A 12,439-nucleotide genomic window follows, 5' to 3' on the forward strand; every position below is an offset into this window, starting at 1 on the left:
GGTGGCTGGCGGGCCGGGGGTGTCGCCGGCCGAGGCGACCACGCCGAGCGTGCGCAGCACCGGGCCGGCCGGGGCGTCGGGGCGGCGCAGCAGGGTGACCCGGACCTGCCAGCCGGTGACCGTCGCGCCCGTCACGAGCAGCGTGTCGGCCGCGACCCGGGCCGCGCCGTCCGCCTGGCCGGGCACCGAGGAGCGGTGGATGGTGGTGTCGTCGGCGGCCCACCGGCCCAGCTCGTACCAGCCGGTGGTGGCGGCGTCCCCGGCCCAGCCGCGCAACTCCACCCGCAGCCAGCAGCCGGGCGGCGCGTCGGCGGTCCAGGAGGGGACCAGTTCGGCGGCGGCGAAGCCGACCGGCACCACGGGGGAGGTCCAGGTCGCCGCGTCGTACCCGGACGTGTCGCCGGAGTGCGGGTCGGTGTGCTCCACCCGGTCGGCCGGCGCGGCGAGCACCAGCCCGTCCGGGCCGGCGGCCACCCCGTCGGCGGTGCCCAGGTGCAGGTCCGCCGGGAAGCGGAAGCGGTGGTACGTCACGTCCCGGCCGGGGTCGACAGCGGTCATGCGGGCTCCCGTCGGCTCGGACCCGGGCCGGTGGCCGGGCGGTTGTCGCTCGCTGCCGGCGAGCATCGCGTACCCGAAGGTTTTTTGCAACGACGGCGGGCGCGGGAGGCTTGGCGGCCCGCACTAGGTTGTGGGAGGTCACGAGGCGGGAGGCCGGGATGCGGGTACTGGTGGTCGAGGACGAGCGGAACCTCGCCGACGCGATCGCGCGCGGGCTGCGCAAGCGCGGGATGGCGGTCGACGTCGCCTACGACGGCGACGCCGGGCACGAGGCCGCCTTCGTCACCCGCTACGACGTGGTGATCCTGGACCGGGACCTGCCCGGCGTGCACGGCGACCGGATCTGCGCCGACCTGGTCGCCTCCGGGGCGCTGACCCGGGTGCTGATGCTGACCGCCAGCGGCACGGTCGCCGACCGGGTGGAGGGGTTGCAGCTCGGCGCCGACGACTACCTGCCCAAGCCGTTCGCCTTCGACGAGCTGGTCGCCCGGGTGCAGGCGCTGGGCCGGCGGGCCACCCCGGCCGCCCCGCCGGTGCTGGAGGTGGCCGACCTGGTGCTCGACCCGGCCCGCCGGGTGGTCAGTCGCCGGGGCGAGCCGGTCGACCTGACCAACAAGGAGTTCGGTGTGCTGGCCGAGCTGATCAAGGCGCGCGGCGCGGTGGTCTCCAGCGAGGAGCTGCTGGAGCGGGTCTGGGACGCGAACACCGACCCGTTCACCACCATCGTCCGGGTCACCGTGATGACGCTGCGCAAGAAGCTCGGCGACCCGCCGCTCATCGAGACGGTGGTCGGCGCGGGCTACCGGATCGGCGAGGTTCCCGCATGACCGGGCGTACCAGGTTGCGGCCCACGCTGCGGCTGCGGCTCACCCTGCTCAACGGGGTACTGCTGGTCGGGGCCGGGGCGATCCTGGTGCTGCTGGCCTGGCTGCTGGTCCGGGACGCGCTGCGCCCCACCGACGAGCTGCTGCCCGGCAGCACGGTGGCGCTCGCCGACGGCCGCACCCTCGACGCCGGGCAGTGGCAGCGGCAACTGATCGACGCCGCCTCGCGGGAACTGCTGGTCAAGGGCCTCGTGGCGCTGGTGGCGATCAGCATGGTCGGGGTCGCCGGCGCGTACGCGGTGGCCGGCCGGGCGCTGCGCCCGCTGCACCAGGTCACCGCCACCGCCCGCCGGCTCGGCGAGACCACCCTGGACGAGCGGATCGGCTGGTCCGGCGCGAACGACGAGGTGGCCGAGCTGGCCGAGACCTTCGACGCCATGCTGGACCGGATCAGCGCCGCGTTCGAGGCGCAGAAGCGGTTCGTGGCCAACGCCTCGCACGAGCTGCGGACCCCGCTCGCGGTGATGCGTACCGAGATCGACGTGACGCTCAGCGACGACGAGGCCGACCTCGCCGAGTACCGCCGGATGGCCAGCGTGGTCCGGGACGCCTCGGAACGCGCCAACGGGCTGGTCGACGCGCTGCTGGTGCTGGCCCGCAGCGAGGCCCAGACGGGCGGCCGGCTGGCCCGCCGCACCGAGTTCGACCTCGCCGTGGGCACCGCCAACGCGCTCTCCGCGATGGCCCGCGAGGTCGAGCGGATCGGCCTGAAGGTGCACACCTCGCTGCGGCCCGCCCCGGTGGTCGGCGACCCGGGCCTGCTCGACCGGCTCGCCGGCAACCTGGTGGAGAACGCGGTCCGCTACAACCACCTGCACGGCCGGCTCTGGGTGCGGACCGGTGCCGACGGGCAGCGGTCCTGGCTGGTGGTCGGCAACACCGGCTTCGAGGTCGCCCCCGCCGACGTGCCGGGGTTGTTCGAGCCGTTCCGGCGCGGCGGGCAGGAACGCACCGGCGCCCGCGGCTCCGGCCTCGGACTGTCCATCGTGCGCGCGGTCTGCGACGCGCACGGCGGCACCGTGAAGGCGGTCGCCCAACCGGGCGGCGGCCTGGAGGTGACCGTCACCCTGCCGTCGGCCGACGCCCCCACGGCCACCTGAGGGGCCGATCGGCGTCCGCGCGGCCGTCCGACGGTACGCGCCGCGCCGCCGACCTGACGGCCGCCGCCCGCCGAACCACCATCGGCGGCCACCTGTTCGTGCGGCCGGCCCGGCTGTCCCGTCCGCCCGCCCCGGGTGGTCGGGCGGGAGCGGCGCGGTGGTCGGGCAGAAAGCGTGGCCGGTGCTGGACGGCGCGTGACGGGTGGCCCAGGGTGAGTGCTGCGACACGCCTGTCCGCACCATCCTCCGGAGCTGCCAGTGACCCACCCCTCGGCCCTCGGGCGCCGTGTCCTCGTGGCCCTCGCCGCCGTCGCGCTCACCGCCGCCGGGCTGGCCCCGGCCGGTCCCGCCGGCGCCGCGCCCGACCACAGCACGCTGGTCAGGGCGACGCCCTCCACCGCCTCGCCGGACATCATGAACGGCACGGTCGACGCGATCCACGACGCCGGCACGAAGATCATCGTGGCCGGCTCGTTCACCCGGGTGCAGAACCGCGGGTCCGATGTCGACATCACCCGCAACTACCTGCTGGCCTTCGACAAGGCCACCGGCACGGTGGACACCGCCTTCGCGCCGACCGTCGACAACGAGGTGTACGCGGTGGTCGCCGGACCCACCGCCGGGACGGTCTTCGTGGCCGGCAAGTTCAACACCGTCAACGGGGTCACCCGGCGCAAGGTCGCCCTGCTCAACGTCGCCACCGGCGCGGTGGTCACCAGCTTCGCCGGTCCGGCGTTCAACGGGCTGGTGAACGACGTCGCCCTGGTCGGCGGCCGGCTGCTGGTCGGTGGCATCTTCACCACGGCCGGCAACCCCAACCCGCGCGGCGGCCTCGCCTCGCTCAACGCGAGCACCGGGGCGGTGGACAGCTATCTCACCACCACGCTCACCGAGCACCACAACTACGACGGGGTCAGCGGCGCGAACGCCGGCGTCGGGGCCGACAAGCTGGCCGTCTCCCCGGACGGCACGAAGCTCGTCGTGATCGGCAACTTCAAGAAGGCCGACGGGGTGCCGCACGACCAGATCGTGAAGCTGGACCTGGGCGCCACCACGGCCACCGTGGCCGACTGGAACACCAGCCGGTACACCCCGCGCTGCGCCTGGTGGGCGTTCGACTCGTACATGCGGGACATCGCGTTCGCCCCGGACGGCAGCTACTTCGTGGTGGTGACCACCGGCGCGCCGAACGGCGGCACGCTCTGCGACGCCGCCGCCCGCTGGGAGGCCGGCGCCACCGGCGCGGACCTCCAGCCGACCTGGGTCGACTACACCGGCGGCGACACCTACCTCTCCGTCGGCATCAGCGAGCAGGCGGTCTACGTCGGTGGCCACTTCCGCTGGCTGAACAACAGCTTCGGCGGCGACTCCGCCCAGGCCGGCGCGGTCGGCCGGGCCAGCATCGCGGCCCTCGACCCGCGCACCGGCCTGCCACTGTCCTGGAACCCGGGCCGGCACCCGCGCGGCATCGGCGCCTCCGAGCTGCTGGTCACCCCGGCCGGCCTCTGGGTCGGCTCGGACACCTCGTGGATCGGCAACTTCCAGTACCGGCGGGAGCGGATCGCGTTCTTCCCGCTGGCCGGCGGCACGGCGCCGCACCCGACCACCACGGCCACCCTCCCGGGGAACGTGTACCAGGCCGGTGTCCCGGCGCCCACGAACGTGCTGCACCGGGTCAACGCCGGTGGCCCGCTGGTCGCCTCGACGGACAGCGGACCGGACTGGGCGGCCGACGACGGCGGCAACCCCAGCCCCTACCACAACGCCGGCAGCAGCACCGCCGGCTTCGCGCCGGTGGGCGCCGTGGACGCCACCGTGCCGGCCGGCACGCCGGCCGCGCTCTACAGCGACGAGCGCTGGGACCCCGCCGGCGACCCGGAGATGAGCTGGCAGTTCCCGGTGCCCGCGGGCACCGAGGTCCAGGTCCGGCTCTACCTGGCCAACCGGTACGACGGCACCGCCGCGGCCGGTTCCCGGGTCTTCGACGTGGCTCTGGAGGGGACGACCGTCCTGGACGACCTGGACCTCTCCGCCAGCGTCGGGCACAACGTGGGCACCATGCGGTCGTTCACCGTGGTCAGCGACGGCTCGATCGACGTCGACTTCCGGCACGTGGTGGAGAACCCGCTGGTCGACGGCATCGAGATCGTCAAGACCGGCGCCCCGCCCACCGGCACCGGCGACGAGGTGCAGGTCCGCTCGTACGACGGGGTCGCCGCGGTCGGCGCGGCCAGCCCGGTGGCGGCCCCGGACGGCACCGCGTGGTCCACCGCGCGGGGCGCGTTCTGGGTCGGCGGCACGCTCTTCTACGGGATGAACGGGTCGCTGTGGCGGCGCACCTTCAACGGGTCCACCTTCGGCGCCGCGTCGCCGGTCGACCCGTACCACGACGCCTACTGGGACGCGGTGGTGACGGACTCCGGCCCGGCCGGCCAGACGTACGCCGGCGTGACGAACAACTTCTATCCCGAGATCCCCAACGTCAGCGGCATGTTCTACAGCGGCGGCCGGCTCTACTACACGCTCGCCGGGCAGGGCGGCCTGTTCTGGCGCTGGTTCACCCCGGACAGCGGCGTGGTGGGCGCGGAGAAGTTCACCGTCGCCGGGGCGAGCGGCTTCGCCGACGCCGGGTCGGTCTTCCTGACCGGCAACACCCTCTACAAGGTCAACCGCAGCACGGGCGAGCTGTCGGCCACGGACTGGGCGGGCGGTGCGCCGGTCGCGGCGTTCACCGTGCGCAGCGGCCCGGCGGTGGACGGCGTCGACTGGCGGGCGAAGGCGGTCTTCGTCGGCCCGTGACCCGGGTTTTCTACCGGCCCGGTCCCGCCTCGCGGGGCCGGGCCGGCCTTGTCTCCGCCCCCGGGTGGTGACATGATCGTCTCCGTCAGCCCGACGTGTGGAAGGGGGTGTGGTCGATGTTCACCGTGAACCGTTCCGCGCCCCGCGACCCCCGCTGACCTTCTCTTCACTCCCGCGGGGCGCACTCCGATCCAGGAGGAAGCACCGTGAGTGCACAGATCCACTGCGTCACCGTCGAGACCGACGACCCGTACGCCCTGGCCAGCTGGTGGGCCCGGGTGCTCGACCGGAAGCTGAACGACGACGACCACCCGGGCGACCCGGAGGCCGTCCTCGCCGCGCCCGACGGCCACGGCCCCGACCTGCTCTTCGTCTCGGTGGGGGAGCGGCACGGCAAGGGCGCGTTCCACCTCGACGTGCACGCGGCCGAGGGAACCCGGGACGAGGAGGTGGCGCGGCTGCGCGACCTCGGAGCCAGCCTGGTCGCCGACCGCCGCAGGCCGGACGGCACCGGCTGGGTGGTGCTCGCCGACCCCGAGGGCAACGAGTTCTGCGTCTGCCGCAGCCCGGCCGAGCGGGCCGCCTCGGCCTGACCGGTGATACGGGACCGGGCCCCCGCCGCAGGGCGGGGGCCCGGTCCACCGGGTCTGCGAGGGCTCAGCCCTGCTTCTCGATCTCGCCGCGCATGGTGACGAACTCCGACTGGATCTCGGCCGCGGACTTGAAGTAGACCACCACCATGCCCAGGCTGCCCCTGTCGGCCCAGATGCAGACGGCCACCGGGATGTCCTCGGTCTTGCCGTCGCCGCACTTGGCGTCGCCGCCCAGCGGGCCGGCGTCGACCGTCTTGAACTCCTTGGCGCCCAGCTCCGGGGTGATCGCCGTGATGGCGTCCGCCATCTCCTTCTTCGGGTCGGCGATGACACCGGACGCGCCGGCGATCATGACCAGGTCCTTCTTCTCCGGCTCGCCGTAGAAGGCGCCGACCGTGCTGGTGGCGTTCGGGACGTCCTTGGCGATCTCCGACTTCATCTGCGTGGCGGCCTGCTGGAGCTGCGGCTCGGAGACCTTCGGCCGGCCGGCCAGCGTGGGGGGCTCGACCAGGCGGGTCTTGGTGGCCGTGACCACCTCACCGACCTTGTCCTTGGTGGCGAAGAAGGCGATGGCGCCACCGCCCACGCAGAGCACCAGCACGACGGCCAGCACGATCAGCACGATCTTGCCGGCGCTCGACTTCTTCTTCGGCGGCAGCGGGGCCGGGGCGCCGTAGCCGGGCTGGCCGGTCTCGACATAGCCGCCGCCGTACTGCTGGCCGGGCTGCTGGCCGTACTGCTGGCTGGTCTCCGGGTAGCCGCCGCCGTACTGCTGGCCGGGCTGGCTGGTCTCCGGGTAGCCGCCGCCGTACTGCGGCTGCTGCTGCGGAGCCGGCGGGTAGCCACCGCCGTACTGCGGCTGCTGCGGCGGCTGGTAGCCGCCGGGCTGCTGCTGCGGCGGGGGGTAGGAACCGGGGTAGGGACTGGACGGCGGCTGGGACATGGTGTCAGCTCCTGTAAGAAATCCGGACGCGTGATCGTAGCGAGCGACACCGACACCGCATTGTCCGGCCGCTGCCCACGTGACGAAACCGGAACCGGGTCGTGACCGGGCCGGCCGGGCGGTGTTCCGGCGGTGAGCGCAGGGTGTCCGGCCGGTGACGACCCGGCGGCCCGTCGTGACCGGTTCGGGGTGGAAACGCCGATCGCGGTGGCCGGACCGTCCGGGAGGGACGATCGGCCACCGCGATCAGGGTGGGGCGTGCGGTGGGGTCAGCTGACGGCTCCAGGTCGCGGCGCGGCGTCAGACGCGCCGGGCTGGAGTTGTCACCGCAGGCTGGCGACCCCGCGGGGCAGGAACCGGCGGCCGGTGACCCCCTCGGAGGTGCCGGTCCGGTCCAGGTACGGCGTGACGCCGCCCAGGTGGAACGGCCAGCCGGCGCCGAGGATCATGCACAGGTCGATGTCCTGCGCCTCGGCGACGACCCCCTCGTCGAGCATGAGCCGGATCTCCTCGGCCAGCGCGTCCAGCGCGTTCTGCCGGACCTGCTCGGCGGTGAGCGGCTGGTCGCCGACCACGAGCAGCTTGGCGACGTCCTCGTTGACCTGGTCGTCGACCACGATCGGCTGGCCCGAGTCGGCGATCCGCTTGAGGTTCTCGCTGACACCGAACCGGTCCGGGAAGGCGGCGTGCAGGGTGCCGCCCACGTGGTACGCCACGGCCGGGCCGACCAGCTGGAGCAGGGCGAGCGGGCGCATCGGCAGGCCCAGCGGGTCCAGCGCGCTGTTCGCCACGTCCAGCGGGGTGCCCTGGTCGACGGCGGCGAAGACGGTGCCGAGGAAGCGGGTCAGCAGCCGGTTGACCACGAACGCCGGGGCGTCCTTGACCAGCACGCTGGACTTCTTGAGCTGCTTGCCGACCGCGAACGCGGTGGCCAGCGTGGCGTCGTCGGTCCGCTCGCCGCGGACGATCTCCAGCAGCGGCAGCACGGCGACCGGGTTGAAGAAGTGGAAGCCCACCACCCGCTCCGGGTGCTCCAGGTCGGCGGCCATCTCGGTGATCGACAGGCTGGAGGTGTTGGTGGCGAGCACCGCCTCCGGCTTGACGATCTTCTCCAGCTCGGCCCAGACCTGCTTCTTGACGGTCAGGTCCTCGAAGACCGCCTCGATGACGAAGTCGGCGTCGGCGAAGACGGACTTGTCGACCGAGCCGCTGACCAGGCCGTACAGCCGGGCGGCGGTGCCCTTGTCCATCCGGCCCTTGCTGACGGCCTTCTCGATCTGGGTGTGCACGTAGCCGACGCCCTTGTCCACCCGGGACTGGTCCAGGTCGGTCATGACGACCGGCACCTGGAGGCGGCGGGCGAAGAGCAGGGCGAGCTGGCTGGCCATCAGGCCGGCGCCCACGATGCCTACCTTGGTGACCGGGCGGGCCAGGCCCTTGTCCGGCGCGCCGGCCGGCCGCTTGGCCCGCCGCTGCACCAGGTCGAAGGCGTACAGGCCGCTGCGCAGCTCCTCGGAGAAGACCAGGTCGGCCAGGGCCTCGTCCTCGGCCGCGGTGCCGGCGGCGAAGTCCGCGTCCTTCGCGGTCTCCAGCAGGTCCAGCGCCTTGTACGCGGCCGGGACCGCCCCGTGCAGCCGCTGGTCGAGGGTCTGCCGGGCGAAGTAGAGAACGCCCGCCCACATGTCCTTGTCGACCTCGGGCCGGGTCACGGTGACCGTGCCGGAGACGACGCCGGCCGCCCACTCCAGGGACCGCTCCAGGAAGTCGGCGGGCTCCAGCAGCACGTCCGCGATGCCCATCTCGGCCGCCTGCTTCGGCTTGAGCATCTTGTTCTGCATCAGCGGGTTCTGCAGGATCACCTGGGTCGCCGCCGGGATGCCGATCAGGTTCGGCAGCAGCTGGGTGCCGCCCCAGCCGGGGACCAGGCCGAGCGAGACCTCGGGCAGCGCCAGGGCCGCCGCGCCCGCCGACAGGGTCCGGTAGTGGCAGTGCAGGGCCAGCTCCAGGCCGCCGCCCATCGCCGCGCCGTTGACGAAGGCGAAGGTCGGGACCTCGCTGTCCTTGAGCCGGGCGAAGACCCGGTGGCCGAGCCGGCCGATCTCCAGCGCCTGCTCGCGGTTCTCCAGCGCCGGCAGGCTGGTGATGTCCGCGCCCACGCAGAAGATGTACGGCTTGCCGGTGACCGCGATGAACGCCGGGTTCGCCGCCAGGGCCGCGGTGATCGCCTCGTCCAGGCTGGTCAGGCCGCCCGGGCCGAAGCTGTTCGGCTTGGTGTGGTCGAAGCCGTTGTCCAGGGTGATGAGGGCGGCCGGGCGGTCCAGCCCCGGTACGTTCACCTGGCGCAGCAGCGCCTTGGTGACGACCTCGTTCGGTGCGGCGAGCGCGCTCACTTGTTGTCGCCCTTCCCCTGCGCGGACGTGCTGGGCTCCGTCCAGTGTGGGTTCTCCCAGATCACGGTGCCGCCCATGCCGATGCCGATGCACATGGCGGTGAGGCCGTAGCGGACCTCGGGGTGCTCGGCGAACTGCCGGGCGAGCTGGGTCATCAGCCGGACGCCGGACGAGGCGAGCGGGTGACCGATGGCGATCGCGCCGCCCCACGGGTTGACCCGCGGGTCGTCGTCGGCGATGCCGAAGTGGTCGAGGAAGGCCAGCACCTGCACGGCGAACGCCTCGTTCAGCTCGAACAGGCCGATGTCGTCGATGCTCAGGCCGGCGATGCGCAGCGCCTTCTCGGTCGACGGGATGGGGCCGACACCCATCACCTCGGGCTCGACGCCGACGAAGCCGTACGACACCAGCCGCATGCCGATCGGCAGGCCCAGCTCGCGGGCGGTCTCCTCGGCGACCAGCAGCGCGGCCGTGGCGCCGTCGTTCAGGCCGGCCGCGTTGCCCGCGGTGACCTTCCCGTGCGGGCGGAACGGGGTCTTGAGGGTGGCGAGCTTCGCCAGCGAGGTCTCCCGGGGAGCCTCGTCAGTGGTGGCCAGGCCCCAGCCGGCCTCCGGGTCGCGGATCGCCACCGGCACCAGGTCGCCCTGGAGCTTGCCGTTGGCGTACGCCTTGGCGGTCTTCTGCTGCGAGGCGAGCGCGAACGCGTCGGTGCGCTCCTTGGTGATGTGCGGGACCCGGTCGTGCAGGTTCTCCGCGGTCGCGCCCATGACCAGCGCGGACGGGTCGACCAGCTTCTCCGCGATGATCCGCGGGTTGGGGTCGACGCCCTCGCCCATCGGGTGGCGGCCCATGTGCTCGACGCCGCCGGCGATGGCGACGTCGTAGGCGCCCACGGCGATGCCGCTGGCCACGGTGGTGACGGCGGTCATGGCGCCGGCGCACATCCGGTCGATGGCGAAGCCGGGCACCGTCTTGGGCAGGCCGGCCAGCAGGGCGGCGGTGCGGCCGATGGTCAGGCCCTGGTCGCCGATCTGGGTGGTGGCCGCGATGGCGACCTCCTCCACCTTCTCCGGCGGCAGCTGCGGGTTGCGCCGCATCAGCTCGCGGATGCAGCGGATCACCAGGTCGTCGGCGCGGGTGTTGGCGTACATGCCACCCGCCTTGCCGAACGGGGTGCGGACGCCGTCGACGAAGACGACATCCCGAACTTCACGGGGCACTTGGAGCCTCCTCTTCGACCATGATTCGGCCTCCGCGCCGCCGAGCGGCGCTACGGACCGAACGAGGGTCGGCCGGCACTGGCGTTTCCCCGGATGCTACTCGCCAGTAACCAACGCCGACACCACCCCCCGTGTGGCCAACCCCACACCGGCCGCTTCTGCTGACCAAGAAGTTTGCGCCCGGGAACCGCCGTCCTGCCGACGCAAACTTCTTGATCAACCAGGAGACGGTCAGGACGCGGGCAGGTCGAGGGCCTGGGTCAGGGCGGGGAGGAGGAGGCTGAGCTGCCACTCCCTCGCGCCGAGGGTGCGCAGGGTCTCCGCGACCGTGTCGTCGGTGATCTCCTCGGGGGGCTGCCAGGCCAGGCGGCGGACGTAGTCCGGGGCGATCAGGTTCTCCGCGGGGAGGTTGTGGGCGGCGGCGGTGCCGACGACCACCTCCCGGCAGCGGGCCAGCCGGCCGGCGGCCACCGGGTCCCGCTCCGCCCACCGGTGCGGCGGGGGCGGCCCCTCCACCACCGGGGTCACCGGCAGGGCGTCGTCCGGCAGCTGGCGCGCCTCGTCCAGGGCCGCCAACCAGGTACGCGCCAGCCGGCGCACCGAGCGGCCACCGAAACCGGGAAGGGTGAGCAGGGTCTTCTCGTCCTTCGGGTCCAGCTCGGCGGCGGCCACGATGGCCGAGTCCGGCAGCACCCGGCCCGGGGCGGCGTCCCGCCGCGCGGCGATCTGGTCCCGCGCGTACCACAGGGAGCGGACCCGGGCCTGCGCCCGCGCGCCGCGCACCCGGTGGATGCCCGAGGTGCGGCGCCACGGCTCGGCGCGCACCCGGGGCGGGCGGGCGCCGTTGCGCACCAGCGCGGCGAACTCCTCCGCCGCCCACGCCGACTTGCCCTGCTTGTCCAGCTCCTCGTCGAGCACGTCGCGCAGGTCCACCAGCAGCTCCACGTCCAGCGCCGCGTACGTCAGCCAGGACTCCGGCAGCGGCCGGCTCGACCAGTCCGCCGCGGAGTGGTGCTTCTCCAGGCTGTAGCCGAGCAGCTGCTCGGTCAGCGCGGCCAGGCCCACCCGCTCGAAGCCGGCCAGCCGGGCGGCCAGCTCGGTGTCGAACAGCCGGCGCGGGCGCAGCCCCAGCTCGGCGAGGCAGGCGAGATCCTGGCTGGCGGCGTGCAGCACCCACTCGGCCTCGGCGATCGCCTCGTCGAGAGCCGAAAGGTCGGGCAGCGGCAGCGGGTCGATCAGCGCCGTACCGGAGCCCGCCCGGCGCAGCTGCACCAGGTAGGCGCGCTGGCTGTAGCGGTAGCCGGAGGCGCGCTCGGCGTCCAGGGCCACCGGGCCGGTGCCGGCCGCGAAACGCGCCACGACCTCGTCGAGCGCGCTCGGGGCGGCCACCGGCGCGGGTGTCCCCTCGCGAGGGGCGGTCAGCGGGACAGGGCCGCCGGCGGTGGGTTCGGTCCCCGCGTCCGCCGGCTCCGGCGCGGCCGACGACGGATGCGGCGAGGCCTCTTCCGTACGGCTTTCGGCGGCCCGACGGCGCAGGGGTGGTTCGTCGGTCACCTGACAACCCTAGTGCGCCGGGCGATCCGGTGTGCGCAGCCGGTCGGGCGCGTGTCGGCGGGATGTCCGGGAGATGGCGTGCCAGGGTCGGGTTGCGCCGGGATGGCAGGGTCGGACATCGGGGAAGACAAACCCCGTTCACGCAGGTACGGTCCATCGAGCCGCGGACGGCCTCGAAGGCTGTCGGCGGTCGGTGGGGCGGTCACGGGGGAGGACAAGGCGATCATGACGGGCGCTTACGGGGCTGGTGACGGCGTGCCGGGGCAGGGCGGCGACGAGACGGCCGACCAGGGGCGGGCCGGGGCCGACCGGCCGGGGCCCCTGCCGCCGCGCATCGTCCCGCCGACCGGCCACGCCGCGGTTCCCGGCCAGCCGGCCGGCTACCCCACCGCACCGAC

General features: G+C 73.8%; 8 protein-coding genes and 1 pseudogene. 4 read left to right on the forward strand and 5 right to left on the reverse strand.

Annotation, left to right across the window (positions count from 1 at the left end; genetic code table 11):
* Positions 1–558: pseudogene (locus tag B0E53_RS25530) on the reverse strand (peptidase C39 family protein); the annotation flags it as partial.
* A 158-nt stretch (positions 559–716) separates the two neighbouring features.
* On the opposite strand from B0E53_RS25530, the gene B0E53_RS25535 reads away from it, so the two are divergent.
* The 4 genes from B0E53_RS25535 to B0E53_RS25550 all read left to right on the forward strand — a co-directional run bounded on the left by B0E53_RS25535 (position 717) and on the right by B0E53_RS25550 (position 5,934).
* On the forward strand, positions 717–1,385 hold the full coding sequence (locus tag B0E53_RS25535) for a response regulator transcription factor (RefSeq protein ID WP_107078369.1): 669 nt from the start codon (positions 717–719) through the stop codon (positions 1,383–1,385).
* Complete coding sequence (locus B0E53_RS25540) at positions 1,382–2,542, forward strand: HAMP domain-containing sensor histidine kinase (RefSeq protein WP_210406204.1); 1,161 nt, start codon at positions 1,382–1,384, stop codon at positions 2,540–2,542. Before B0E53_RS25535 ends, B0E53_RS25540 begins: the two co-directional genes overlap by 4 nt.
* Positions 2,543–2,800: 258 nt before the next feature.
* Positions 2,801–5,341 carry a malectin domain-containing carbohydrate-binding protein gene (locus B0E53_RS25545; protein WP_107078370.1) on the forward strand — a complete coding sequence of 847 codons (2,541 nt, stop codon included), beginning with the start codon at positions 2,801–2,803 and terminating at the stop codon, positions 5,339–5,341.
* Between the two features lie 206 nt (positions 5,342–5,547).
* Positions 5,548–5,934, forward strand: coding sequence for a VOC family protein (locus B0E53_RS25550; protein ID WP_091311755.1), 387 nt, complete (start codon positions 5,548–5,550; stop codon positions 5,932–5,934).
* Positions 5,935–5,998: 64 nt separating this feature from the next.
* Here the strand turns inward: B0E53_RS25550 and B0E53_RS25555 are convergent, their stop codons facing one another.
* The 4 genes from B0E53_RS25555 to B0E53_RS25570 form a co-directional block, all read right to left on the reverse strand.
* Positions 5,999–6,877, reverse strand: a complete 879-nt coding sequence (locus B0E53_RS25555; protein WP_107078371.1) for a hypothetical protein — start codon at positions 6,875–6,877, stop codon at positions 5,999–6,001.
* 323 nt (positions 6,878–7,200) lie between these two features.
* Positions 7,201–9,267: a 3-hydroxyacyl-CoA dehydrogenase NAD-binding domain-containing protein gene (locus B0E53_RS25560; RefSeq protein WP_107078372.1), complete on the reverse strand. Its 2,067-nt coding sequence runs from the start codon at positions 9,265–9,267 to the stop codon at positions 7,201–7,203.
* Complete coding sequence (locus tag B0E53_RS25565; RefSeq protein ID WP_107078373.1) at positions 9,264–10,487, reverse strand: thiolase family protein; 1,224 nt, start codon at positions 10,485–10,487, stop codon at positions 9,264–9,266. Before B0E53_RS25565 ends, B0E53_RS25560 begins: the two co-directional genes overlap by 4 nt.
* Before the next feature lie 231 nt (positions 10,488–10,718).
* The gene (locus tag B0E53_RS25570; protein WP_107078374.1) at positions 10,719–12,041 is read right to left on the reverse strand and encodes a ribonuclease D; all 1,323 of its coding nucleotides are present in this window, start codon (positions 12,039–12,041) and stop codon (positions 10,719–10,721) included.
* Positions 12,042–12,439 lie beyond the last annotated feature (398 nt).

The organism is Micromonospora sp. MH33, assembly GCF_003013775.1.
GTDB lineage: Bacteria > Actinomycetota > Actinomycetes > Mycobacteriales > Micromonosporaceae > Micromonospora > Micromonospora fulviviridis.

Bases quoted from the DNA above. Each gene is read 5' to 3' on its own strand.
- B0E53_RS25555 (WP_107078371.1), bottom strand. From the start codon at position 6,877: ATGTCCCAGCCGCCGTCCAGTCCCTACCCCGGTTCCTACCCCCCGCCG.
- B0E53_RS25535 (WP_107078369.1), top strand. From the start codon at position 717: ATGCGGGTACTGGTGGTCGAGGACGAGCGGAACCTCGCCGACGCGATC.
- B0E53_RS25540 (WP_210406204.1), top strand. From the start codon at position 1,382: ATGACCGGGCGTACCAGGTTGCGGCCCACGCTGCGGCTGCGGCTCACC.